At 32.2% G+C, this 24,200-nt stretch carries 26 protein-coding genes and 1 other RNA gene; 18 read left to right on the top strand and 9 right to left on the bottom strand.

Going from position 1 to position 24,200, the window contains the following annotated elements:
- Positions 1–23: 23 nt before the first annotated feature.
- The 5 genes from ftsH to B3792_RS04505 all read left to right on the top strand — a co-directional run bounded on the left by ftsH (position 24) and on the right by B3792_RS04505 (position 4,617).
- A complete protein-coding gene (gene ftsH / locus B3792_RS04525) occupies positions 24–2,036 on the top strand; it encodes an ATP-dependent zinc metalloprotease FtsH (RefSeq protein ID WP_221854183.1) in 2,013 nt (670 codons plus the stop codon).
- Positions 2,037–2,166: 130 nt separating this feature from the next.
- A complete protein-coding gene (locus B3792_RS04520) occupies positions 2,167–2,772 on the top strand; it encodes a hypothetical protein (protein WP_219033684.1) in 606 nt (201 codons plus the stop codon).
- Positions 2,773–2,774: 2 nt separating this feature from the next.
- Positions 2,775–3,623, top strand: coding sequence for a phosphatidate cytidylyltransferase (locus B3792_RS04515; RefSeq protein WP_291047112.1), 849 nt, complete (start codon positions 2,775–2,777; stop codon positions 3,621–3,623).
- A complete protein-coding gene (locus B3792_RS04510; protein ID WP_038331813.1) occupies positions 3,620–4,270 on the top strand; it encodes a phosphatidylserine decarboxylase family protein in 651 nt (216 codons plus the stop codon). Before B3792_RS04515 ends, B3792_RS04510 begins: the two co-directional genes overlap by 4 nt.
- 83 nt (positions 4,271–4,353) lie before the next feature.
- Positions 4,354–4,617 (top strand): hypothetical protein, encoded by a 264-nt coding sequence (locus B3792_RS04505; RefSeq protein ID WP_280062888.1) that lies wholly within the window; start codon positions 4,354–4,356, stop codon positions 4,615–4,617.
- A gap of 19 nt (positions 4,618–4,636) precedes the next feature.
- On the opposite strand, the gene B3792_RS04500 is transcribed toward B3792_RS04505, so the two are convergent.
- On the bottom strand, positions 4,637–5,707 hold the full coding sequence (locus tag B3792_RS04500; RefSeq protein WP_291047113.1) for a glycosyltransferase family 2 protein: 1,071 nt from the start codon (positions 5,705–5,707) through the stop codon (positions 4,637–4,639).
- Positions 5,708–6,322: a recombination mediator RecR gene (gene recR / locus B3792_RS04495; protein WP_180905071.1), complete on the bottom strand. Its 615-nt coding sequence runs from the start codon at positions 6,320–6,322 to the stop codon at positions 5,708–5,710.
- A gap of 107 nt (positions 6,323–6,429) precedes the next feature.
- Here recR and B3792_RS04490 point away from each other — a divergent pair, with 107 nt between their 5' ends.
- From B3792_RS04490 to B3792_RS04460, 7 genes are all read left to right on the top strand, one after another.
- On the top strand, positions 6,430–7,959 hold the full coding sequence (locus B3792_RS04490; RefSeq protein WP_291047114.1) for a sodium:solute symporter: 1,530 nt from the start codon (positions 6,430–6,432) through the stop codon (positions 7,957–7,959).
- Positions 7,960–7,961: 2 nt separating this feature from the next.
- Positions 7,962–8,207 (top strand): hypothetical protein, encoded by a 246-nt coding sequence (locus B3792_RS04485; RefSeq protein ID WP_125350517.1) that lies wholly within the window; start codon positions 7,962–7,964, stop codon positions 8,205–8,207.
- 286 nt (positions 8,208–8,493) lie between these two features.
- Positions 8,494–9,339 carry a transketolase gene (locus tag B3792_RS04480; protein WP_125350518.1) on the top strand — a complete coding sequence of 282 codons (846 nt, stop codon included), beginning with the start codon at positions 8,494–8,496 and terminating at the stop codon, positions 9,337–9,339.
- 24 nt (positions 9,340–9,363) lie between these two features.
- Positions 9,364–10,830, top strand: coding sequence for a hypothetical protein (locus tag B3792_RS04475; RefSeq protein WP_219033689.1), 1,467 nt, complete (start codon positions 9,364–9,366; stop codon positions 10,828–10,830).
- Positions 10,831–10,852: 22 nt separating this feature from the next.
- Complete coding sequence (locus B3792_RS04470) at positions 10,853–11,557, top strand: hypothetical protein (protein ID WP_180905074.1); 705 nt, start codon at positions 10,853–10,855, stop codon at positions 11,555–11,557.
- Positions 11,557–12,498, top strand: a complete 942-nt coding sequence (locus B3792_RS04465; RefSeq protein ID WP_180906861.1) for a transketolase family protein — start codon at positions 11,557–11,559, stop codon at positions 12,496–12,498. The genes B3792_RS04470 and B3792_RS04465 overlap by 1 nt, the downstream gene beginning before the upstream one ends.
- Before the next feature lie 185 nt (positions 12,499–12,683).
- Complete coding sequence (locus B3792_RS04460; RefSeq protein WP_291068986.1) at positions 12,684–13,457, top strand: LuxR C-terminal-related transcriptional regulator; 774 nt, start codon at positions 12,684–12,686, stop codon at positions 13,455–13,457.
- Here the strand turns inward: B3792_RS04460 and rnpB are convergent.
- The 3 genes from rnpB to B3792_RS04445 form a co-directional block, all read right to left on the bottom strand.
- Positions 13,457–13,766: RNase P RNA component class A (gene rnpB, locus B3792_RS04455), an RNA gene on the bottom strand. The two genes, B3792_RS04460 and rnpB, sit on opposite strands and share 1 nt — an antisense overlap.
- An 83-nt stretch (positions 13,767–13,849) precedes the next feature.
- Positions 13,850–16,375 carry an ATP-dependent Clp protease ATP-binding subunit gene (locus B3792_RS04450; protein WP_125350523.1) on the bottom strand — a complete coding sequence of 842 codons (2,526 nt, stop codon included), beginning with the start codon at positions 16,373–16,375 and terminating at the stop codon, positions 13,850–13,852.
- 119 nt (positions 16,376–16,494) lie between these two features.
- Positions 16,495–17,145, bottom strand: coding sequence for an NRDE family protein (locus B3792_RS04445; protein ID WP_115001619.1), 651 nt, complete (start codon positions 17,143–17,145; stop codon positions 16,495–16,497).
- Positions 17,146–17,195: 50 nt separating this feature from the next.
- Here B3792_RS04445 and B3792_RS04440 point away from each other — a divergent pair, with 50 nt between their 5' ends.
- From B3792_RS04440 to B3792_RS04430, 3 genes are all read left to right on the top strand, one after another.
- The gene (locus B3792_RS04440; protein ID WP_125350525.1) at positions 17,196–17,693 is read left to right on the top strand and encodes a hypothetical protein; all 498 of its coding nucleotides are present in this window, start codon (positions 17,196–17,198) and stop codon (positions 17,691–17,693) included.
- A complete protein-coding gene (locus tag B3792_RS04435) occupies positions 17,690–18,676 on the top strand; it encodes a hypothetical protein (protein ID WP_180905076.1) in 987 nt (328 codons plus the stop codon). Before B3792_RS04440 ends, B3792_RS04435 begins: the two co-directional genes overlap by 4 nt.
- A gap of 67 nt (positions 18,677–18,743) precedes the next feature.
- On the top strand, positions 18,744–19,523 hold the full coding sequence (locus tag B3792_RS04430; protein WP_291068983.1) for a rhomboid family intramembrane serine protease: 780 nt from the start codon (positions 18,744–18,746) through the stop codon (positions 19,521–19,523).
- A 32-nt stretch (positions 19,524–19,555) separates the two neighbouring features.
- Here B3792_RS04430 and B3792_RS04425 read toward each other — a convergent pair whose 3' ends face one another.
- Both B3792_RS04425 and obgE read right to left on the bottom strand, forming a co-directional pair.
- Positions 19,556–19,876: a YbaB/EbfC family nucleoid-associated protein gene (locus tag B3792_RS04425; protein WP_291060570.1), complete on the bottom strand. Its 321-nt coding sequence runs from the start codon at positions 19,874–19,876 to the stop codon at positions 19,556–19,558.
- Between the two features lie 23 nt (positions 19,877–19,899).
- Complete coding sequence (gene obgE / locus B3792_RS04420; protein WP_115001628.1) at positions 19,900–20,886, bottom strand: GTPase ObgE; 987 nt, start codon at positions 20,884–20,886, stop codon at positions 19,900–19,902.
- A 209-nt stretch (positions 20,887–21,095) separates the two neighbouring features.
- Here obgE and B3792_RS04415 point away from each other — a divergent pair, with 209 nt between their 5' ends.
- The 3 genes from B3792_RS04415 (at position 21,096) to B3792_RS04405 (ending at position 22,953) form a co-directional block, all read left to right on the top strand.
- Complete coding sequence (locus tag B3792_RS04415; protein WP_181816329.1) at positions 21,096–21,272, top strand: hypothetical protein; 177 nt, start codon at positions 21,096–21,098, stop codon at positions 21,270–21,272.
- A 10-nt stretch (positions 21,273–21,282) separates the two neighbouring features.
- Positions 21,283–21,804, top strand: coding sequence for a hypothetical protein (locus B3792_RS04410; protein ID WP_291052573.1), 522 nt, complete (start codon positions 21,283–21,285; stop codon positions 21,802–21,804).
- 117 nt (positions 21,805–21,921) lie between these two features.
- Positions 21,922–22,953, top strand: a complete 1,032-nt coding sequence (locus B3792_RS04405) for a quinone-dependent dihydroorotate dehydrogenase (RefSeq protein ID WP_291052576.1) — start codon at positions 21,922–21,924, stop codon at positions 22,951–22,953.
- Positions 22,954–23,071: 118 nt separating this feature from the next.
- Here the strand turns inward: B3792_RS04405 and B3792_RS04400 are convergent, their stop codons facing one another.
- Together B3792_RS04400 and hpt are read right to left on the bottom strand one after the other, a co-directional pair.
- Complete coding sequence (locus B3792_RS04400; protein WP_125350758.1) at positions 23,072–23,650, bottom strand: adenylate kinase; 579 nt, start codon at positions 23,648–23,650, stop codon at positions 23,072–23,074.
- A gap of 6 nt (positions 23,651–23,656) precedes the next feature.
- Entirely contained in the window at positions 23,657–24,193 is a 537-nt protein-coding gene (hpt, locus tag B3792_RS04395; RefSeq protein ID WP_038333090.1) for a hypoxanthine phosphoribosyltransferase, read from the bottom strand.
- Between the last annotated feature and the right edge of the window lie 7 nt (positions 24,194–24,200).

Below are 24,200 nucleotides of genomic sequence, written 5' to 3'. Positions count from 1 at the left end.
TCATAACTGAAACCAAAAAAAAATTGAAAAAAAATAATTTTAAACCTTCGGGGTTTAATCCTACATGGATATATGCCATTATTGGATTATTACTGATTGCATTTCTATTATTTTCTGATAACATTGGAGGTGCCGGCGGAACTACTAAAAATATAGACCGTACGACTTTCCTTTCTTATGTAGAAAAAGGTTACGTAAAAGAAGCGAATCTAGAAAAAGAATCAGGACGTGTAAGTGTATATTTAACGGACGCAGCTCTGAATACTGAAGAATTTAAAAAGTTTAAAAAATCAAACGAAACTTTAAATCCTTTTGCTACAGGCGCTCCAAACTTTATTTTCAATGTTGCTGATGCAGGAAATTTTGAAAAAGACTTTTATGCTAACGTAGAAAAGAGTCCGAATAAAACTGCCGTTCTTAACACACAAATTTCAAATGGTTTTGGAAGTTTGTTTATGAATCTTTTCATTTCATTAATTTTCTTCGGATTAATCTACTTCTTACTATTTAGACGAATGGGCGGAGGCGGATCTGCTGGAGGTGGCGGAGGAATTTTCTCTGTCGGAAAATCAAAAGCGAAATTATTTGAAGGTGATGATCATATCAAAACAACTTTCAAAGATGTTGCAGGTTTAGAAGGTGCAAAAGAAGAAATCGAAGAAATCGTTGAATTCTTGAAACATCCAGAAAAATTTACAAAATTAGGTGGACGTATCCCAAAAGGAGCCTTATTAGTAGGACCTCCAGGTACAGGTAAAACCTTATTAGCAAAAGCTGTTGCTGGAGAAGCAAAAGTTCCTTTCTTCTCGTTATCAGGATCAGATTTCGTAGAAATGTTTGTGGGGGTTGGTGCATCTCGTGTACGTGACTTATTCAAAAATGCAAAGGAAAAATCTCCTTCAATTATCTTTATTGATGAGATTGATGCCATTGGTCGCGCACGTGGAAAATCAAACTTTACAGGTTCTAATGATGAACGCGAAAATACATTAAACCAATTATTAACAGAAATGGATGGTTTCGGAACAGAATCTAACGTAATTGTGATTGCTGCAACGAACCGTGCTGATGTATTGGATAAAGCATTGATGCGTCCAGGTCGTTTTGACCGTATTATTCATGTTGATTTACCTGAATTAAACGAACGTAAAGAAATCTTCGCCGTTCACTTACGTCCATTAAAATTAGGTGAAGATGTTGAAATCGAATTTTTAGCAAAACAAACTCCAGGTTTCTCTGGTGCAGATATATTCAATGTTTGTAACGAAGCAGCTTTAGTTGCTGCTCGTAAAAACAAAGACGTCGTAGAAAAACAAGACTTTTTAGACGCTGTTGACCGTATTATTGGTGGATTAGAGAAGAAAAGTAAAGTGATTAAACCTTCTGAGAAAAAACGTATCGCTTATCACGAAGCTGGTCACGCTACAATTGGTTGGTTAACAGAACACGCTGCTCCATTGGTTAAAGTAACTATAGTTCCTCGTGGACGTTCGTTAGGTGCCGCTTGGTATTTGCCAGAAGAAAGACAAATTACAACGACAGAACAATTGTTAGACGAAATGTGTATGACAATGGGTGGTCGTGCTGCTGAGGAAGTTGTTTTCAATAATATTTCTACTGGTGCATTAAGTGATTTGGAAAAAGTTACAAAACAAGCTTCTGCAATGGTTAGTATTTACGGATTGAACAAAGAAGTTGGTAATGTTTCTTATTACGATTCATCTGGACAAAATGAGTATGGTTTCAGCAAGCCTTATTCAGAACAAACTGCTCAGGTAATTGATAAAGAGGTAAAAACAATGATCGAAGCTCAATATGATAGAGCAAAAGATATTTTACGTGAACATCGCGATCAATTAGATGTTTTAGCTCAAAAATTAATTGAGAAAGAGGTGATCTTTAGAGAAGATTTGGAAGAAATTTTCGGACCAAGAAAATTTGTAAACGAATTAGATCAAATCGAAGAAAAACAAGAAGAGGCTATAGAAGCTGATTCAGAACAAGTTGTTCAACCAGAATCTGGAAATGATATTTAATCAAATTCATTCAAAATAATAGAAAAAATCGTCCAAATAGGACGATTTTTTTTTTACTTCTTATTATATTGTTAAAATTTATTACCTTTAGGCTGTAATTGATTAATTTCATATAAAATCATGAGTTTTCATGTGGAAAGCAATTAAAAACCTACTTAAAAAAGCTACTGAAAAATCAGCAGAGAATTCAGATGATAATCAAATTGATTTATTTCATCCAAATTATGCTGACCAAAAAATTTCTATAGATGAAGTATTTGCTACAAATTTTAATGTAGGTGGTGGACATTTTTTATTTTGTGATAATATAGAGGAGGCTTCTAAAAACCTTAAAGAGATTGTCAATTACGAAAATGTAACCGAATTAATTTGTCCTGATCCAAATTTACAACAGGTTCTTAATTCAGTCAATATTCCTTTTGTCGAAAATCCATGCGACTCTCGTTATACGCTTAGTTTTCTTAGTTGCGAATTTCTGATTGCTTTTGATGGAAGTATTATGTTATCGGCGCATCAAACTTATGGTAGAAATATTGCTGATTTTCCGTCAAATTTTATTATCTATGCACGCCCGTCACAATTAGTGGAAAATGTGAGTGTGGCATTACAGAAATTACGAACATTAAAAAAAGATAACCTTCCATCTAAAATAACTTCGATTCGAGGAAAAAATATGCACAAATTTCCCAACGTAGACAACGCGAAGAATATTTATTTGTTATTGGTTGAAGATTAGCTATGAAAAATTTAGCAATTAGAGCTTTCTCTGGACTTATTTACGCACTTATTATATTTTTCGGGACAACGATAGATCCAAAAGGTTTGATTGTTTTGATGATGGTTTTTGGACTTTTTTGTTTGTACGAGTTTTTTAAAATCACTAATCTTACCAATAAACTTTATCAATTAGGAGCACTTTTAGCTGCCTTAGTTGTTTTTGGATATTATGGAAAAGAATTTTTAGAAGCTTTCGAAACTTCAAATCATTACTATTTTCATTTAAAAAGTTTGTACTTCATCATTCCAGTTTTATTTGTTTTTAGTATTTATATTATTTTCAAATCAACCAATGAATTATTGAACGATTTTGGAAAAGCTACTTTAGGTTTAACATACGTTATCGCACCATTTGTCTTAGCATTAACTTTACCTAGTTTTGATTATAATTTAGGTGAAAAAGTGATGCATTACGAAGTGTTTTTCGTTTTCTTATTACTTTGGAGCAGTGATACATTTGCATATTTAACAGGAAACTTAATTGGAAAACATAAATTAGCACCTAAAATTTCGGGAGCAAAAACGTGGGAAGGTTTTTTTGGAGGAATTATTTTCACCATTATCGCTGGATTCTTAATTCAGAAATATTTTGGAGAGAACTTGCACGGAAACTGGATGATTATTGGTTTGATCGTTGCAGCATTAGGTCCATTGGGAGATTTGACAGAATCTAAATTAAAACGATTTTTCAATGTAAAAGACAGCTCTAACCTTATTCCAGGACATGGCGGTTTTTTAGATCGATTAGATAGTTTTATATTTGTCGTACCATTTGTTTATTTATATTATTTATTAGTATATACTTTATGAAACTTCACAGAGAAGGAACAGCAATTTTGATAGGTTGCTTAATTTTATTTGCAATCGCTACAGGAGTATTACATTACTTTTTTCCTGTATATGGTTTTTACTTTGCCTTACCATTATGGATACTTTACGGATTTATCGTTTGGTTTTTCAGAAACCCAATTCGTGAATCAGATTCGTCAGAAAATTGCGTAATCGCACCAGTTGATGGAAAAGTTGTTGTATTAGAAGAAGTATTTGAAAGCGAATTTTTGAATCAAAAATGTATTCAATTATCAATTTTCATGACGCCTCTTAACGTACATGTAACGCGTTATCCTGTGAATGGAAAAGTGATTTATTCGAAATATCATCCAGGAAAGTTTTTGGTTGCATTTCATCCAAAATCATCAGAATTGAATGAAAGAACAACTGTTGTTGTAGAGAATGCAGATCATACAAAAGTTCTTTTCAGACAAATTGCAGGTGCAGTTGCACGAAGAATTGTTTGTTACAGTAAAGAGAATGACGATGCTGTTGCGGGTAAAGAATATGGCTTCATCAAGTTCGGATCGCGTGTTGATATCTTTTTACCACTTGATACTGAGATTAATGTAAAGGTTGGAGATAAAACAAAAGGTGGAATTCAGAAAATTGCACAATTGAAATAAATCAGTTAGTTGAACTCAATGTTTTTAACTAATTTTGTCAAAACAATTATAATAATATACCCATACAATAAATTTTGTAAGACATGAAAAAATTAATTCTTTTAGTAGCTGTTGCAGCATTCGCTACTTCTTGTAACTCTAAAGCAAGTGTAAATCACGGAGTTCTTCCAGTTGTTCACGAACCAGCTACTGCAGAAGAAATGCACCACAAATCTGAAGCTACTCACGAAGGTCACGGAAAACATGAGGAAGCTGTTGAAGAAAAACACGAAGAAGTGAAAGATTCTACAAAAACGGCAGAAACTCCGAAAGTTGAGAAAAAAGATACTGTAAAAGCTGGTCATTAAGATTCAGCTTTTTTTGTTTTTATAGATTTATAATCTGCTTATTATCACCTATTAAATAATTTTTATTTTTAGGACGAATATAAAATAAACGTGAAGAAGAGTTGTTTTCAGAAATGATTGATAATATCTCTTGATAAGTAAAAAAACTTGCATCAATTGCAATTTCATTATTTGATAAAGATTTGAAATCTGATTTCTTATCAATCCAAAATAAATTTTCTGCTTTTACTTCTATTTTAGAAGTATTATTAGGTGAATGTAAAGAAAATTTAAATAATTGAATTAAATATTTAATCAAAATTCCCGAACGTAAAAGTTGATAATGCAACCAATTTTTTTGATAATATTTTGCTAAGAAAATCATCATGGCTTCAAAAAAATGTTTATAATATTTTTTATCTTTTTTCGTACTTTCTCCCTTGTAATGTAAAACCGTTATATCTCCTTTATAATAATTTTTATAACCAGCCAATTCTGCACTAAAAGACAAATCTATATCTTCTCCATACATAAAATAACGTGGATCAAATCCTCCAATTTCCTGATAGATTTTCTTCGTGGTGAACATAAAAGCACCAACTAAAATTTCGCAAGGAGCAATTTCAAATTCATCAACTTCTAATTTGTAATAATTATTTTTTTTTGAATGATTAAATCGACTATACAACTTAGAAAATGAATTTTTAGCTGTCGGAATATTACGTTTTGATTCTGGATGAAAATTTCCGTTTGTATCTATCATTCGTACTCCCACAAAACCTATTTTTTCTTTTGACTGATGAAATTCAATCAAAGATTCGAATAAATTCTCTGGAATAATTGTATCTGGATTAAGAATCAGAATATATTCTCCCAAAGCATTCTCAACCCCAATATTATTCGCTTTTGCAAAACCAAGATTTTCATTCTGAAGTAAAAAATTTACAGTAGGAAAAGTTTTTTTTAGGAATATAAAATCAATTTCCGATGAATCATTATCAATTACAATTATTTCGCCATCTACATTTTTTAAAGCTTCCTGACACGAATCAAGACAAAGCTCTAAATGTTTTGGCGCATTATAACTAACAATAATTATCGATAATTTCATCTAAAATTTATTTTCTGAATATGGGATTCGATGTTGTATAGAACGAACTAGCGTTGCTTCGTCCGCATATTCTAACTCATCTCCTACACCAAGACCTCGCGCAATAGTAGAAAAAATAATTTCGGCATTCTTTAATTGTCGGTACAAATAGAAAACAGTTGTATCTCCTTCCATTGTCGAACTTAAAGCAAAAATTATTTCCTTCACATTTTCATTTTGAACACGATCAACCAACGTTTGGATATTCAATTGACCAGGTCCAATACCTTCCATTGGAGAAATCTTTCCTCCTAAAACGTGATATTGTCCTTTAAATTGTCCTGTATTTTCAATCGCCATCACATCACGCACATCTTCCACGACACAAATTATAGTTTCTTCTCTCAATGGGTTGTTGCAAATATCACAAACCTCATCATCAGAAATTGTATGACAATGTTGACAATATTTAACATCATCTACCAAATGAGAAAGCGCTTCGGACAAAGCCGTCGTTTGAGATTTGGGACGATTTAACATATGTAAAACAAGTCGCAAAGCTGTTCTCTTTCCTATTCCTGGCAAATTTGACATCTCTTCTACAGCTCGCTCTAAAACCTTGCTTGGGTAATTCATTCGTTCAAAAAATTATAGACAACAAATTTACAATTTTATCTTCGGAAAATTAATCTATCATCATTCACTCAAAAATATTAAATTTGGGCTTATTTACTAAATAAATTATGAACTCAACAATTTTACTACTTTGTGTTATCGTATACTTTGTAGGACTTTTAGTGATCTCTTACTTCACCAGTCGAAATTCTGACAATCAATCTTTTTTTAACGGAAACAAAAAAAGTAAATGGTGGTTGGTGGCTTTCGGAATGATTGGGACAAGCCTTAGTGGCGTTACTTTTATTTCGGTTCCGGGTACGGTCGGAAAATTAACTGGTTCCGAATATATTTACGGAGGATTCGAGTATTATATGATGGTTATCGGATTTTTTCTTGGTTATTTTATCGTCGCGGGGGTATTACTTCCACTCTATTACCGAATGAATCTAACCTCAATTTACACCTATTTAGGAAAACGTTTCAATGTTGAAGCACATAAAATGGGATCGGTTTTCTTTATTATTTCTCGTGGAATTGGCGCAACAGCACGTTTATATTTAGTTGTAAATGTGTTACAAATATTTTTATTAGACAATTTAGGCGTACCATTTTGGGCAACAACATTTGTCTTATTATTGATGATATTATTATACACGTTCGAAGGTGGAGTAAAAACAATTGTCGTAACCGACACCTTGCAAACATCATTTATGATCATTAGCTTGATTGCTTGTATTTGGTTTATCCTTTCGCATCTTAATTTATCTGTTGGTGAAGCTTACGATAGGATGCAAGCCAAAAACTATACCCATTTCATTAATCTTGATCCAAATTCGAAAACTTATTTCTTAAAAACAATTTTGGGCGGAATGTTTATCACAATTGCGATGACTGGTCTTGACCAAGAAATGATGCAAAAAAATATTTCTGTTGATAATCTTCAAAACTCAAAAAAGAATATGTTGACGTTTGCTGGAACATTATTGATTGTTAATTTAGCATTCCTATTTTTGGGTGGATTGCTTTATTTATACGCAATGAGTGAAGGTGGTTTTTATACTGCTGATGGTTTCTTTATGGAACAAGGCGGACAAAATATTATGGGTGATGATATGTTTCCTGCGCTTTCGCTTTTAGGACATCATTTCCCAATGATTATTTCTGTAATTTTTATTATCGGATTAATTTCTGCTTTATTTCCTTCTGCCGACGGAGCTTTAACGGCGGTTACAAGTTCATATTGTGTCGATTTATTAAACATCAACGAAGACAAAGAAAAATCAGAAAAAGAAAAGAAAAAGATTCGTATTCGTGTTCACTTAATTTTCACGGTAGTTTTCTTTATCTTGATTATGGTTTTTAAAACGATTAACAACAAATCAATTGTTTATCTTGTGATGGAAATTGCAGGTTATACATACGGACCGTTATTAGGATTGTTTGCTTTCGGTATTTTAACGAAACGTAACATTTACAAAAAATATTCAATTATTACAGTTGCGATTTTAGCGCCTATTTTCACCTATATCATCAACGAATTAGTGATTAATTTTACCGATTACAAAATTGGTGTTGAATTAATCATTTTAAATGGTTTATTAACCTTCATCGGTTTATGGTTGGTAAGCTCTAATCGTCAAAAAGAATTAAATTAAAAATGGAAAAGAAATTAAAATTAATCTGGGATTTTTATGGTCCCGATGCTATACCAACTGCAAAACATCATGCAATTCACTTGAAACAATATGCAGAAAAAGAAAAGTTACAAAGTACATTTTCTGAATTTGTAGAGGTTGAACCAGAATATGCAGTTGCTTATTTGGTGGTGGTAGAATCTGAAATGATACAAGTCCGTGACGCTTTGATACCTCATCGTGGCGAATGGCATGTGGAAGAAGAATAAATAAAAAAGACGAAGTTTTGCTTCGTCTTTTTTATTAAAAAACATCTCTCTGTACCCTTTACAATTAGAAGATTACAAAAAGATAAATAAACGTTGTAAAACTCTTGCCTTCTTATTAACTAACTTCAAGCTTCTTCTTTATAAACTTCAGCGCTGGTTTTTATAGTCTCATAAGTAGGTTAGCTATTATTACCGATTATTCTCCCCAATTGTAGTGATTTATGTTCTACGATTTTTTTGCCCTACAAAAAAGAATTATTTTTGTTCAAATTTTTATAAACAAACAATGACACTTCAAGAACTTCAAACACAAGTACAACAAACAAGGAGAGATATTTTGAGAATGGTACATGCCGTAAATAGTGGACACCCAGGTGGATCATTAGGTTGTGCAGAATATTTTGCTGCATTATACGGTAAAATCATGACTTACTCTACAGACTTCTCTATGGACGGAAAAGGAGAAGATTTATTCTTCTTATCAAACGGTCACATTTCACCAGTTTTCTACAGCACATTAGCTCGTTCAGGATTCTTCCCTGTTAGCGAATTAGCTACATTCAGAAAATTAGATTCTCGTTTACAAGGTCACCCAACAACACACGAAGGTTTACCTGGAATTCGTATCGCTTCTGGATCTTTAGGACAAGGTTTATCAGTTGCTTTAGGTGCTGCTCAAGCAAAAAAATTAAACAACGACGATAAATTAGTTTACACATTACATGGTGACGGTGAATTACAAGAAGGTCAAGTCTGGGAAGCTTTTATGTATGCTGCTGGTAAAAAAGTGGATAATGTAATTGCAACGATTGACTACAATGGTCGTCAAATTGATGGTGATACAGACCACGTTTTACCATTAGGAGATTTGAAAGCTAAATTAGAAGCTTTTGGATGGATTGTTTTAGAAGAAAAAGATGGAAATAACTTAGAAAAAGTAATTGCTATTTTAGAAGAAGCTAAAACATTAACAGGAAACGGAAAACCAGTTTCAATTTTATTACACACAGAAATGGGTAATGGAGTTGATTACATGATGGGAAGCCACTCTTGGCACGGAAAAGCGCCTAACGACGAGCAATTAGCTTCTGCATTAGAGCAAAATCCTGAAACTGAATTGACAGATTATTAATAATTTCAACACAATCAAAATACTATGAAAACGTTATTTTATTCTATACTTACGCTTTGTTCTTTAACAGCCTTTGGGCAGGAAAAAACATATTCTTTTGACAAAAAAGTATCGTATAAAATCAATTTACCAGAAGAATATCAGACTTATTTAGATGGTCAAAAAGATTTATTTTTTGTAACCTATATTTCTAAAGACGCTGTTTTAGGAACTTCGGAAGGAGGTCCTTATACTTCAGGAAGCTTTAATAAAGATGCTTTCTTTATCAACAACAGCAAGTTTTTCGAAGTATATGCCAATTCATTAGAAAATCAATTATCGATAAAAGCCCCTTATTATTACGAAGGTATATCGGATGATAGTTTAAAACCTTATTCAGATAACTTGTTCGAGAAATTTATTTCAGTTAAAAATCTAAATTCATCTACAACGATCAATGGATATAAGTGTAATGAATACGAATTAACATCTAAAACAGATTTCGAAACAAAATCTTCTACATTATGTGTTGATGAAAAAAATGCAATTAATAACGTTGCGATTATGTTTCCTCAAACAAAATTGAAAGGGCTTTTAATTAGATATGACGCAGGAGATTTTAATGGATTAACGATTCAAAATATTGCAAATTCTAACGTAAAAGTAACTTTTGATGAGAAAAAAGAAATCGAAAGTTTTACTAACGAATTGGCAAAAAAGAAACAAGAATACGATAACATGATGTCGTCTGTAGATACGGCTTATGCAGCCGAAGCAGTAGCTTATTCACCAGACAATCGTTACGAGGATCCTATTATTAATTATTACAATTATCAAACATCAGAAAGTGATAACGTAAATAGTCTTTTTGGAACTGTTGCTTCATTAAATTATAGCTTGATTTATAATGATAGTGATTATGATGGAAATCCTGATATAGAGCGTTCTAAAGCTTTGGCAACTGCGCAAGGTTCTACAAATCAATTGGTAAAACAATTCAAAAAGAATAAATTAGCAAACAAAAGCGAAGTAAAAGAATTAAATAACCTTTTCAAAACGTATTTCGATGATGCTAAAAAGTTTAAATTAACAGAAGTTTCAACAGATTATGATGAAGCGGCTGTAGCAGTAGATTCTGCTGTTGCTGCAACAGAAGTTAGTTTAGCCGAATATTATGATCCTTATACATCTGCTTACAAAACGACAGATATTAGCAAAATCGATTTGGCAATCGACAATCCAGACATTCAAGATTTCATGAAAGTTGCACCAGAACATTGCAAAAATTTGAAAGCTAAAATTCCGACTTTTACAGATAAAGATTTAGGAAATTTGGTTTACAATTACGCAGGACAAGTGTGCGATATGTACATTTATCAAAGCGGAAGTGTTGCTCTTTCGGGAACAATTGATGCAATAAGAAAAAGTGTTTTAGAAATCAATAACAAATATGATAAACTGAAAAAAGAAGACAAAGATAAGTTAACTACTTTCTTGAATTCTTTGGATTAATACTTATCAAATCAATTCGATAATGAAAAAATCAATCAGTTTTATATTAACGCTTTTTACATGTTTAACTTTCGCTCAAATGCAATCGTATAAATTCGAAAACGTTATTCAATATCGTATCAAAAGTGATTTCTATTCAGATTTTTTGGACATTTTATCAACCAAAGATTACAAAGCACATTTGATGATTACGCGAACACCGATGGGAAACTTCGCTTCATTAAAAGTAAACGACAATATGTATTCTGTTTACAGCGAAGAAGAAAATCCGAAGGTTTTTAAAATTGATTTCGAAGGCACAAAAGATTTATTAGGAAATTCTTTTTTAGCGACTAATAATCCAAGTTTAACAAATTCCGCAATCGGAAATAGTTATGTTGCGAATAGAACTGGTCAAAAAGAAACGATTCTAAATAAACAATGTGAAGTGTATAACATTTTCAGAAAAGATAATGACAACGACAATGGTACAGAAATTTGCATCGATACAAATTCTAACATCAACACCGTTCCGTTTATCAATTCTGAACTAAATTTGAAAGGCTTGATTTATCGAGTTGGACATAATATTGTGTTAGAAAATGTTGAAATCTTAGAAAATTGGATAAAAAAGAGCGCCGAAGAGGAAGAAGAAATTAATGTTTCGCCAAATGATTTTATTTATCAATTTGATGAAAAAACAGAAGTAGAAAAATACAAAAACGAATACAAAAAACAAAAACAATGATAGACTTAACATACACAGAAAAAAAAGATACACGTAGTGGATTCGGAGATGGATTGACAGAGTTAGGAAGAACAAATCCTAACGTTGTTGCATTGTGTGCTGACTTGATTGGTTCATTGAAAATGGATCAATTTATCAAAGAAAACCCAGAGCGTTTTTTCCAAATTGGTATTGCTGAAGCAAACATGATGGGAATTGCTGCAGGTTTGACAATTGGAGGTAAAATTCCTTTCACAGGAACTTTCGCTGAATTTTCTACAGCTCGTGTGTACGATCAAATTCGTCAATCTATCGCTTACTCTAACAAAAATGTAAAAATCGCTGCATCGCACGCTGGTTTAACGTTAGGAGAAGATGGTGCAACTCATCAAACATTAGAAGATATTGGTTTGATGAAAATGTTACCAGGAATGGTGGTTATCAATCCTTGTGATTACAATCAAACTAAAGCGGCTACAATTGCTGCAGCTGAATATGAAGGTCCTGTTTACTTACGTTTCGGTCGTCCTGCTGTTCCAGTTTTCACACCAGCTGACCAAAAATTTGAAATTGGTAAAGGTATCTTAATGAACGAAGGTTCTGATGTAACAATTGTTGCGACAGGTCACTTAGTTTGGGAATCTTTGGTTGCTGCTGCTGAGTTAGAAAAAGAAGGAATTTCTTGTGAGGTGATCAATATTCATACAATCAAACCATTGGATGAAGAAATTATCTTAAACTCTGTAAAGAAAACAGGAAAAATTGTAACAGCTGAAGAACATAATATTTTAGGTGGTTTAGGTGAATCTGTTGCAAGAGTTTTAGCTCAAAAATTACCAACAAAACAAGCTTTTGTTGCGGTTAATGATAAATTCGGTGAATCTGGAACACCTTCAGATTTAATGAAAAAATATGGAATCGATTCTACTGCTGTAATCGAGAAAGTAAAATCTTTACTTTAATTCCATCATAATATTAAAAAGGAGCTAAAAAATTTAGCTCCTTTTTTTATAGGTTAAATATAAAATAGGTTGGTTGAAAAAGCAAAACTGCTTTAATCCTATATATATTTTGCAAAATTAGTTTATATTACTAACTTAAAAAATACTCATTTAATGGTATTTTATTAACTTTTACTTGTAAGCATATGAAAAAAGCAAATCAAAAATCTATTACTGAATATGCAAGTATTGTAAAAAAACTATGGAGTGAAAATACAGATCGTAGAACCTTAAACGAAAAAAATGAGAGTTTTCAATCGATTAATGATTATTTACAAACTTTAAGAAGTCTTGCTCTTGGTGAATCTTTTATGTATTTCATCAATCCTAATTCTGCAACATTCGAATATGTTTCTCCTCAATGCGAAGATATTTTGGGTTATCTTCCTGACGAATATACAGCTGAATTATGTGTTCAAATGGTACATCCCGATGATTTGCAACATGTGATTGATATTCAGCAACGAATTGCAAATTTTAGTATGGAAATTGTTCCAGAAGAAAGAATCAATTATAAATTCACCTATGATTTTCGTGTGATAGATAAAAAAGGTGAAATTCATCAAATTCATTTGCAACATTTCTTTTACGAATTAAGTAAGAATTTTTTACCAAATCGAGTTTTTTGCTTAGCGACTGACATCACACAAATAAAGGTTGGAGGGAAACCGACCATGCATATTTACAACATCAAAGATGGATTGAATAATCTTCTTAATTCAAAAACAAATTCATCTTTACAACTTACAAAAAAAGAAACGGAGATTATAGAATTTCTGATCAAAGGTTACACAAGTCAGGATATTGCTGATGCAATTGGCTTAAGTAAACATACTATTGATACACATCGAAGAAATATTTTGAAGAAAAACGATTGTTCTAATACATCAGAATTATTTAGTCTTTACTTCAAAAAATAGAAAAAAGCAAGCCGATAAGCCGGGTTCTGTCACCTTAATAAATCAAGATGCTTTGTCATTTATCTAGTATTTTAGTTACCTAAAATATCAATCTGCCTACCCCCCAGCAACGAACGAGTAGCTCTTAACTGCTGGTATACATGGCATTGCTCCGCATAGAGTTTACCTGGTTTCACTACAGCCGAACTGTACATACTTTCTGTTGCACTTGTCCTCGCCTCTCGACGGACGGGCGTTACCCGCTATGCTTACTCTTTGGAGCCCGGACTTTCCTCTTCACATACATGAAGCGACAAAGTGGCTTGCTGAGCGCAAATGTACGGCAAAAGTTACCGAAATAAAAAAGGCTTGAACATTTTTGTTCAAGCCTTTCTATTATAGAAACTTAGAAATTATTCTGATTTTTCTTCTTTCGTTTTTCCTTTTACAGAAATTTTAACGCCATCTTTTGCTTCATTTAAGTCAAGGATTAATTCATCTCCTTCACTAATTACAGCGTTGATGATTTCTTCTGCCATTGGATCTTCGATGTATTTCTGAATAGCACGTTTCAACGGACGAGCTCCATAATCTTTATCAAATCCTTTGTCTGCGATAAAATTCTTCGCTTCCTCTGTTAATTCAATATGATAATTTAAAGCTGTTAAACGCTCTATTAAACTTGCCAATTCAATATCGATAATTTTCATGATATCTTCTTTTGTTAATGAATTAAAGAAGATAATATCATCAATACGATTCAAAAATTCTGGCGCGAAAGCACGTTTTAAAGCTGTTTCAATTGTTGATTTTGCGCGTTCATCGGCAGAATCTTTCTTAGATGAAGTTCCAAATCCGACACCATCTCCAAACTCTTTCAATTGTCTTGTACCAATGTTAGACGTTAAAATGATAATCGTATTACGGAAATCAACTTTACGACCTAAACTATCAGTTACATGACCATCATCCAAAATTTGTAATAAAATATTGAATACATCTGGATGCGCTTTCTCAATCTCATCTAACAAAATTACCGCATATGGTTTACGACGAACTGCTTCAGTCAATTGTCCACCTTCTTCGTAACCAACGTAGCCCGGAGGTGCTCCAACTAAGCGAGAAACGGCAAATTTCTCCATGTATTCTGACATATCGATACGAATTAATGCATCGTTAGAATCAAAGATTTCTTTCGCCAAAACTTTCGCTAATTGTGTTTTACCAACACCCGTAGTTCCTAAGAAAATGAATGAACCAATTGGTTTATTTGGATCTTTCAAACCTGCACGATTACGTTGAATTGCTTTCACAACTTTCGTTACCGCTTCATCTTGACCAATTACTTTTCCTTTCATTAACTCATTCATCTGAGCCAATTTTTTCAATTCTTTTTCAGCTACACGATGTACAGGAACGCCAGACATCAACGAAACAACTTCCGCTACATTTTCTTCTGTAACTGTTTCACGATTCTCTTTCGATTCTTGTACCCATTTTGCTTGCTCACGTTTCAAATCACTTTCTATTTGTTTCTCTGAATCACGTAAACGAGCAGCTTCTTCGTATTTTTGAGATTTTACAACTTTCGTTTTCTCTTCGCGAACTTCTTCTAATTTTGCTTCAAGATCTAAAATTTCTTGAGGAACTTTTATATTCTTGATATGCACGCGAGAACCCGCTTCATCTAAAGCATCAATCGCTTTATCTGGCAAGAAACGATCTGTAATATAACGTGTTGTCAAATTTACACAAGCTTGCAACGCTTCATCTGTATAATTTACATTATGATGCGCTTCATACTTATCTTTGATATTATGTAAAATCTGTAATGTTTCTTCTGGAGTTGTTGGTTCAACCATCACATTTTGAAAACGACGAACTAATGCACCATCTTTTTCAATATATTGACGATATTCGTCCAACGTTGTTGCTCCAATACATTGTAATTCACCACGCGCCAAAGCAGGTTTGAACATGTTAGAAGCGTCTAAAGAACCCGTAGCTCCTCCTGCTCCAACAATTGTATGTAACTCATCAATGAAAAGAATAATATCATCATTTTTCTCTAATTCATTCATGATTGCTTTCATACGCTCTTCAAATTGTCCACGATATTTAGTTCCAGCAACTAATGATGCTAAATCTAATGTTACCACACGTTTGTTGAACAATACGCGCGAAACTTTACGTTGTACAATTCTTAACGCTAAACCTTCTGCAATTGCAGATTTACCAACACCTGGCTCTCCAATTAACAATGGATTGTTCTTTTTACGACGAGAAAGAATTTGCGAAACACGTTCTATTTCTTTTTCGCGTCCAACTACAGGATCTAATTTTCCTTCTTGCGCAATCGCTGTCAAATCTCGTCCGAAATTATCTAAAACTGGTGTTTTACTTTTCGAAGTAGGTTTACTTGTAGATGCACGCTCAAAATCGTTATCAGAATCACCTCCATCAAAAGATGGATTTTCTGCACGAGGAGATTGAATTTCCTCATCTTGAAATTGAAATTTGAATTCCTCCTTTACTGTATTGTAATCAATATCCAACTTATTCATCAATTTTGTAATCGGATCGTTTTCATTACGAAGAATACACAATAATAAGTGAATTGTATTTACAGTCGGACTTTTAAACAATTTTGCTTCTAAGAATGTTGTTTTCAACGCTCTTTCAGCTTGTTTTGTCAAACTCAAATTTTTTATATTATTACCTGGAGTTTCTTTTGCTGGGTTTAGGTTTTCTATTTTTTGACGCATTTCGTCTAAATCGACATTCAATGCTTCTAAGACAGAAATGGCTTTCCCTTCACCGTCGCGAATAATCCCCAACAGAAGGTGTTCCGTTCCTATTTGGTCGTGGCCTAATCTCAACGCTTCTTCCTTACTATAAGAAATAACGTCTTTTACTTGTTGTGAGAAATTATCGTTCATTTTATTATTTAAGCTGTCTTTAACAAATATAATTATTCTGATAGACTATAGCATAAATTATGCCTATGTCCGAAATGATTTGATGATTCCTTAAAATAACGAATTATTGTCTATTAATTTCAAAATAGCTGACAATATTTCATATCAATTCTTAAAGAATTCATAATAATTTGAGAGATAGATGTCGTTGCTAAAAAATCGTACAAATCACCTTTTTTCATTTTCAAATCATCGTGAAGTTCTAAAATTTCTTCGGATTTTAAATCATTATTTTGATTAAAAATTTCATCAATTTCATTTCTTCTTTCAGGACTGTACAATGTCGACGAACACCATGTCACAATTTTTTCTTGCGAAATATCTTTTACGCTCAGTTTATTTTCATTCCAAAACAAAAGGTAAGCATTTTTAGTTAGTCTTTCAAAAACAAAAATTGTAAAAGGTGCGATTCCTGACAAATTTTCCGAATTAATAAACTCATTTACAGAATTATATTTCAATAAATCTAATAAAATAATTCCTCTACTTTCTCTGTATTTTTCTTTGAAATGCATTGGTTTTTCGATTCCTCCATTCAAAATACACGCAACATATTGTTCCGAATAAAAAATCCAAGTTCCATTTGCGCGCTCATCTACAGGCGAAAAATAAGTTTTATCAAAACGCTTTTGCTCCACAATCTCTTTAGAAGAAGAACGATTTATTTCCTCATCTCGGTTGTGCGTCAACACAAATTCATCCTCATTTCTGTAAAAACTGATTATACACATCTCATTTTTCAATTTAGTTCAAATGTAAAAATTTATCTTTGCAAAGAATTATGAGTATTCAGAAAACTATAGCGCATTCCTTTGATGAAATGAAATCGATTCTTTTGCAATTTGACGATCTGTCTTTTCAAAAGGAATTAGAAATCATTTCTGGTGCTTCTGTTGGTCAACATTTTCGTCATATTATCGAGTTTTATTCGTGCTTTTTACAAGCGCAAAAAAACAATTGTATTTGTTATGATGATAGAGAGCGAAATCGTGCTTTAGAAAATTCGGTTGTTGAAAGTTTGAATACGCTGAATCATCTAAAATCACAAATAGAACGTTTAGATTTAGAAAAAACAATTCAGCTAAAACAGAATTATTACGGAGAGAATTTCACAATTAATACCACAAATTATCGCGAATTAATGTATTGTTTTGATCATAGCATTCATCATTTTGCGTTGATTAAAATTGCGATCGAAACTCATTTTTCAACGATTAAAATTCCACAAAATTTTGGAATTGCATCTTCTACAATTGCTTTTCAAAATCAAGAAAAATGAATCCGAAAATAACAAAATGGACACGATACGAATTTTGGCCATTCTGGTTATTTTATGCGCCATTGACACCTTGGTACATTTATAAAATCTTTCAAACAGGCGCTCCAGCTTACTTTTGCTCGGCAAATCCTACAATGAAATGGGGCGGATTTATTGATTATTCTAAAATTGATTTACTCAATCAAATTGATAAAAATTATAAGCCAAAAACCATTTTTTTTGAAGAATTTACAACGCAAGAAATTCCGTTTGATTTTCCTTTTATTGCGAAACCAAATCTTGGTGAACGTGGAATTGGTGTTGAATTAATCAGAAATAAAATTGATTGGAAAAATTATTTAGAACAAAATAATCGCGATTTAATTTTACAAGAATATATTCAATCAAACTTTGAATTTGGTGTTTTCTATGTTCGATTACCAAAAGAAAAAAATGGTAAAATACTTTCTATAACAGCTAAAGATTTTTTGACGTTTACAGGTGATGGAAAATCAACATTGAAAGAATTAATCGAACAAAATTTAAGAGCTTTTTATCGAAAAGAGTATTTGTTTAAACGTTTTCAAAACGAACTAAATTCAGTTCTGCAAAAAGATGAAAAATTATTGGTTGAACCAATTGGAAATCATAGTCGAGGTACAACTTTTTTAGACGGATCCTCTCTAAAGACATCTAAATTAGAAGAAACTATAGATCAAATTGCAAAAAAAATTGATGGTTTTTATTATGGACGAATCGATTTGAAAGCAAAAAGCTTAGAGGATTTTCAGAACGGAAATTTTGTCATACTCGAAATTAATGGTGCAAATTCTGAAGCGACTCATATTTACGATCCGAATTTTAATTTGATAAAAGCTTATAAAGAAGTGATTAAGCATTTGAATTATCAACATAAAATTGCTATCCAAAATCATCAACTTGGTGTAAAATGGACCGATTGGAAATTGCTCGCAAAAGAATTATTGAAGCGTAGAAAAGCTTAATTTGACCAAAATTGGCAGAATTTCTGGAAAGGAATAAAGATTGAAAGATGTTTTCGAAACCAATTTTATGAGTTATCCTTTTCCAAAGAAAACTATTATAATTCCTTTGCTACTACTTATCCCAATGTGGATTATCTTTTTGTTTCAACAAAACGGATACAATTTAGATAGTTGTTACGGCGTTATTCCGAGAACTTTCGTTGGATTGAAAGGAATTCTGTTCTCGCCTTTATTTCACTCAGGTTGGAAACACATCATCAGCAATACTTTTCCGTTAGCTTTTCTTAGCTTTATCGCACTTTTGATGTACGATAGATTGGCTTATTACGTGATATTCTTTGGTTGGATTTTATCAGGAATTATTCTTTGGATCATTGGAAATCCACCTTTTTTAGATGATAATGTAAGTTGTCATATTGGAGCAAGTTCTATCGTTTACTTACTGGCTTCATTCATATTTTTTAGTGGTATCATTAGAAAAGAACGTGGTTTGATGGCGATTTCACTAATCATTATTTTATTATACGGCGGAATGATTTGGGGAATGGTTCCTCAAGAAATTTTACCGCAGTTAAAAACAGATACAAGTAGCAATTCTATTTCTTGGGAAGGACATTTGAGTGGATTTATCTCGGGTGCATTTTTCGCTTATCTGTTCAGAAATATTGGTCCGCAAAAAGAAATTCCGAAATGGGATCAAGAAAATTATTATGACCCGAAAGCTGAGCGTTTATGGGATATTTACCAAGAACAAGAACGTTTGAAAGCTGAATATCTTGAATCTTTGGATGAGAAAGATGATAAAAATATTGAACCAAATTATCAAACAAAAACCCCTGAAAATTAATTTTCAGGGGGTTTTATTTTTTCAAATTCTTCTTAGAAAGGCATTCCAGGAATGTTTGGTAAATTTTCTTGAGCTGTTTTTTTCGCTCTGTCAATTGCTTCTGTTTTTACTTGTTCCAACGCTTTGTTTAACGTCATCACTAACAAATCTTCAATTTCTTCTTTTTCCATTCCTTCAGCAAGTTCAATATCTTTTATTGTTGCTAATTTAGACATTGTAATTTTTACTTTTCCATCGTTAGAAGTCGTTGTAAAAATTTCTCCATCTAATTCATTTTTCAAATCAGAAAATTTATCTTTAAATGAATTGATTTTTCCCATCATTCCCATGATGTCTCCAAAATTTCTAAACATTTGTCTTTATCTTTAATAATTAGTTATTCGTGTAGTTTTTTCCACAATAAATCTTTCAATTCTGTGATTCCTTTTCCAGAAACAGACGAAATAAATATCGTATCAATATCAGTTGGTAATTGTGCTTTAATCTCAGCTTCCAATTCATCATCTAACATATCTGACTTAGAAATAGCTAAAATTCGTTCTTTATCTAACAATTCAGGATTGAATTTTTTCAATTCATTCAACAGAATTTCATATTCTTTTTTATAATCTTCTGTATCGGCAGGAATTAAAAATAATAAGTTAGAATTACGCTCAATATGACGCAAGAAACGATGTCCAAGACCTTTTCCTTCTGCCGCACCTTCGATAATTCCAGGAATATCTGCCATAATAAATGACTGATGATTACGGTATTCTACAATTCCCAAGTTAGGTGTTAACGTTGTAAATGCGTAATCTGCAATTTTTGGTTTAGCAGCCGAAACAGCTGATAATAAAGTAGATTTTCCTGCATTTGGAAAACCAACTAAACCAACATCTGCCAAAATTTTCAACTCCAATGTAACTTGACGCTCGTCACCATCCAAACCTGGCTGTGCATAACGAGGCGTTTGACGCGTTGCAGAACGGAAATGCCAGTTTCCTAGCCCCCCTTTTCCTCCTTGCGCAATAATTAATTCTTGCCCATTTTCTGTTACTTCGCCAATAATATTTCCTTCGTCATCTTTGGCAATTGTTCCGATCGGAACTTCCAAAATAATATCTTCACCGTCAGCACCAGTAGAACGAGATTTACCTCCACGTCCACCGTTTTGCGCACGGAAATGTCTTTTGAATCGAAATTCTAACAAGGTCCAAAGATTTGAGTTTCCAAGAAGCGTGATATTTCCTCCACGTCCACCATCTCCACCATCTGGTCCACCTTTGTCAATATATTTTTCGCGATGCAAACTTGCTGAACCCGCACCTCCATGTCCGGCTCTACAATTTATTTTTACGTAGTCAACAAAATTTGATTGCATAATTTTTCTCTTTTAATTAGTCTGCAAAAGTACAATTTCTAATTTGTTTATTAAAATCTTGTATTATCTATTTTGAATGAATAATTTATAATGACTCAGATTTTTATTTATATTTATTCAATTAATTAACACACTATCATGAATACTAAAAAAATTTGTCCGAATATACTGATGACTAACTTCTGAAAAAGCAAAAACAAACCAAAACAATGGTAATTACTTTTGGATGTTTGATGTTTTTGATTTCTATCTTCTTGGTATATTCAGCAATAAAATCAAAAAATTATGCATTAATTGCCGTTGCTTGCAGAACTTCAACTACTTTGATGCCTTTGGTCATAAGGCTTTCTATGATTAACAAAGAAATAAAATCGCGCCAAAAATAGATTCAATAGTATGAATAACGAACATTTACAACGATTACTTCCTTTTGGTTATATTTATTTAGTCATCATGGGAATTATTAAAGAATCTATTTTTTACTATCAATTGGATATTAATATTCTGAAATTTTCGAGCATTATGGATATCTTAATAAGTCCAATTTCTGAAATTACCGCACATCCTTTCCTACTAATCTTTTTTATTCTTCTTATTTTTCTACTTTATAGTTTTAAACAGTATTCATTGAAACATCCAGAGAAAAAATTCATTAAGAAATATTATAAGATTAAAGAAACTGATAACCTCACGAATGAAGAATTCACTAAGAAAATTAATCAAAATTCAATTGAATTCTTTTTTGTTATGCTGATTTGTTTCTTTTTAGGTTTTGGAATTGGTGGTGGTAATTTTTTATCAAAACGAATAAAAAATGGAGATTTAAAATTCGAAAAATATGGACAAACCTTAACTTTCAATTCTGGTGAGAAAAAAGAAATCTACCTTATCAATACCAATAGTCTCTACTATTTTTAAGTTGGAAAAGGTCAAAAAACTGTTGAAATTTCTCCAATTAGCACAATACAATCAATCACAAAAAATAAGTAATCAAAACATATTTTTATAATGAATAGGATTGATTAATTTTGTAGCATGTACAAACAATTCAAAAACATTTTATTTCAATTACAACCCGAAGATGCGCATCATTTCGTTACGCGAAATCTAAAAAATTATGCTGCATTTCCTGGAGTTGGAAAATTATTAGATAAATTTTATCAATACAATCATCCAAGTTTAGAACGAGAAGTTTTTGGAATTAAATTCAAAAATCCAATTGGTTTAGCTGCTGGTTTTGATAAAAATGCTGAATATATTGAAGAATTGAACCACTTCGGATTTGGCTTTATCGAAATTGGAACCGTTACACCAAAACCTCAACCAGGGAATGATGCGCCGCGTATGTTTCGTTTGGTAGAAGATGAAGCGATTATCAACCGAATGGGATTTAATAACAAAGGTGTTGATTTTGCTGTTTCGAAAATTAGAGAATTAAAAAATCGTGAAAACTATATTATTGGCGGAAATATTGGTAAAAACAAATTGACACCAAATGAAGATGCTGTTGACGATTACATCAAATGTTTCAATGCATTGTTTGATTATGTTGATTATTTTGTAGTCAATGTAAGTTCTCCAAACACACCTGGATTACGCGATTTACAAGAAAAAGAACCTTTATTGTACATTCTTAATTATTTGCAACAATACAATAATCAAAACGAAAAACCGAAACCAATTTTACTTAAAATCGCACCAGATTTAACAGATTCTCAATTGGACGATATTATAGATATTGTATTAGAATCTAAAATTGCTGGAGTGATTGCTACAAATACAACCATTTCAAGAGAAGGATTAAAATCTGATCCAGAAATTGTAAAAGAAACTGGTGGAGTTTCGGGAAAACCACTTAAAAATCGTTCAACAGAAGTGATTCGTTATCTTTCTGAAAAATCGAACAAAGCATTTCCTATCATTGGAGTTGGCGGAATTCATACAGCCGAAGATGCTAAAGAAAAACTGGAAGCTGGTGCAAGTTTGTTACAAGTTTATACAGGTTTTATTTATGAAGGTCCTGCTGTTGTAAAAAACATTTGTAAAGGCTTGGTTGAAGGAAAATAGAAAAGTCATTCTGATGTCGGTTCTTCATTTCACAAAAAGCTACATTCAGAAATGATAATAATAAAAAAATGCTCCTTTAATTAAAAGGAGCATTTTTAGTATTATGTAAAAGTTGTTCTTATAAAACTTCTTTAATTGCTGCGTTCAATTTTTCGGTAATATCTTCAATAGAACCTACTCCATCAATCTCAACCCATTTTCCTTGCGCTTTGTAGTGTTCTGCTACAATTGCAGTTTTCTCGTAATATTCTGTAATACGATCACGGATAATTTTTTCGTCCACATCATCAGCACGACCAGAAGTTTTTCCGCGTTCTAATAAACGTTGAACCAAAATTTCGTCATCCACAACTAATGCTAATGTAATCGAAACTTCGCTTTCGTATTTATCTGCTAAGATTTTATCTAAAGCTTCTGCTTGAGATGTTGTACGTGGATATCCATCAAAAATGTATCCTTGCGCATTTGGATTGTTATCTAAATGATCAACCAACATATTTGTTGTTACCTCATCTGGAACTAATTGTCCCTTGTCCATGTAAGATTTCACAAGAGCGCCTAATTCTGTTTCATTTTTAAGGTTGAAACGAAATAAGTCTCCAGTAGAAATTTGAGGAGTTTGGTACTTTTCTTCTAAAAATTTAGCTTGTGTTCCTTTACCACTGCCAGGAGGTCCGAACAATACAATGTTTAGCATTTTGTTTTAATGTTTTATTTGATAAATATCTGGTAAATTTCTTCCTAATCCGTCAAAATCTAATCCATAACCTACTACAAATTTATCAGGAATAGAAATTCCTACTAAATCTACTTTTAAATCTTTTTTGTAAGCATCTGGCTTAAATAATAAAGTTGCTACTTTTAATGATTTTACCTTTTTCTCTTTCAAGATTCGGTGCAACTCTACTAACGTATTACCTGTATCTACAATATCTTCTAAAATAATTACGTGACGTCCTTCAACATTCATCGGAATATCCATCTCAATAGTAATTTTCCCTGTTGATTCTGTTCCTTCGTAAGATTTTAATTTCAAGAACGAAATCTCACATTCTCCTTGATATTGTTTTAAGAAATCGCTGAAGAACATTACAACTCCGTTTAATACACCAACAAAAATCGGTCTTTCGTCTTTGTATTCTTCGTAAACTTCGTTTGCCATATTTTTGATGGCGTGTTCTATTTCTTCAAAAGCGATGTACGGAATAAATTTTTTACCGTGAATTTCTATTTCTTTCATTGTTTGA

Origin of the sequence: Empedobacter sp. UBA5924 (assembly GCF_002431085.1) — a bacterium.
Classification (GTDB): Bacteria; Bacteroidota; Bacteroidia; order Flavobacteriales; family Weeksellaceae; genus Empedobacter; species Empedobacter falsenii_B.
The sequence above is the reverse complement of the archived record's forward strand: the minus strand, read 5'-3'. Positions and strand labels throughout refer to the sequence as shown.

Excerpts from the sequence above, each read along its gene's own strand:
- B3792_RS04430 (WP_291068983.1), top strand. The coding sequence starts at position 18,744 with ATGAGTTATCCTTTTCCAAAGAAAACTATTATAATTCCTTTGCTACTA.
- B3792_RS04505 (WP_280062888.1), top strand. The coding sequence starts at position 4,354 with ATGAAAAAATTAATTCTTTTAGTAGCTGTTGCAGCATTCGCTACTTCT.
- B3792_RS04445 (WP_115001619.1), bottom strand. The coding sequence starts at position 17,145 with ATGTGTATAATCAGTTTTTACAGAAATGAGGATGAATTTGTGTTGACG.
- B3792_RS04475 (WP_219033689.1), top strand. The coding sequence starts at position 9,364 with ATGAAAACGTTATTTTATTCTATACTTACGCTTTGTTCTTTAACAGCC.
- B3792_RS04415 (WP_181816329.1), top strand. The coding sequence starts at position 21,096 with ATGGTAATTACTTTTGGATGTTTGATGTTTTTGATTTCTATCTTCTTG.
- B3792_RS04400 (WP_125350758.1), bottom strand. The coding sequence starts at position 23,650 with ATGCTAAACATTGTATTGTTCGGACCTCCTGGCAGTGGTAAAGGAACA.
- B3792_RS04405 (WP_291052576.1), top strand. The coding sequence starts at position 21,922 with ATGTACAAACAATTCAAAAACATTTTATTTCAATTACAACCCGAAGAT.
- B3792_RS04470 (WP_180905074.1), top strand. The coding sequence starts at position 10,853 with ATGAAAAAATCAATCAGTTTTATATTAACGCTTTTTACATGTTTAACT.
- B3792_RS04490 (WP_291047114.1), top strand. The coding sequence starts at position 6,430 with ATGAACTCAACAATTTTACTACTTTGTGTTATCGTATACTTTGTAGGA.
- B3792_RS04410 (WP_291052573.1), top strand. The coding sequence starts at position 21,283 with ATGAATAACGAACATTTACAACGATTACTTCCTTTTGGTTATATTTAT.
- B3792_RS04425 (WP_291060570.1), bottom strand. The coding sequence starts at position 19,876 with ATGTTTAGAAATTTTGGAGACATCATGGGAATGATGGGAAAAATCAAT.
- B3792_RS04510 (WP_038331813.1), top strand. The coding sequence starts at position 3,620 with ATGAAACTTCACAGAGAAGGAACAGCAATTTTGATAGGTTGCTTAATT.
- B3792_RS04480 (WP_125350518.1), top strand. The coding sequence starts at position 8,494 with ATGACACTTCAAGAACTTCAAACACAAGTACAACAAACAAGGAGAGAT.
- obgE (WP_115001628.1), bottom strand. The coding sequence starts at position 20,886 with ATGCAATCAAATTTTGTTGACTACGTAAAAATAAATTGTAGAGCCGGA.
- B3792_RS04500 (WP_291047113.1), bottom strand. The coding sequence starts at position 5,707 with ATGAAATTATCGATAATTATTGTTAGTTATAATGCGCCAAAACATTTA.
- B3792_RS04460 (WP_291068986.1), top strand. The coding sequence starts at position 12,684 with ATGAAAAAAGCAAATCAAAAATCTATTACTGAATATGCAAGTATTGTA.
- hpt (WP_038333090.1), bottom strand. The coding sequence starts at position 24,193 with ATGAAAGAAATAGAAATTCACGGTAAAAAATTTATTCCGTACATCGCT.
- B3792_RS04435 (WP_180905076.1), top strand. The coding sequence starts at position 17,690 with ATGAATCCGAAAATAACAAAATGGACACGATACGAATTTTGGCCATTC.
- B3792_RS04440 (WP_125350525.1), top strand. The coding sequence starts at position 17,196 with ATGAGTATTCAGAAAACTATAGCGCATTCCTTTGATGAAATGAAATCG.
- B3792_RS04450 (WP_125350523.1), bottom strand. The coding sequence starts at position 16,375 with ATGAACGATAATTTCTCACAACAAGTAAAAGACGTTATTTCTTATAGT.
- B3792_RS04515 (WP_291047112.1), top strand. The coding sequence starts at position 2,775 with ATGAAAAATTTAGCAATTAGAGCTTTCTCTGGACTTATTTACGCACTT.
- B3792_RS04485 (WP_125350517.1), top strand. The coding sequence starts at position 7,962 with ATGGAAAAGAAATTAAAATTAATCTGGGATTTTTATGGTCCCGATGCT.
- recR (WP_180905071.1), bottom strand. The coding sequence starts at position 6,322 with ATGAATTACCCAAGCAAGGTTTTAGAGCGAGCTGTAGAAGAGATGTCA.
- B3792_RS04520 (WP_219033684.1), top strand. The coding sequence starts at position 2,167 with ATGTGGAAAGCAATTAAAAACCTACTTAAAAAAGCTACTGAAAAATCA.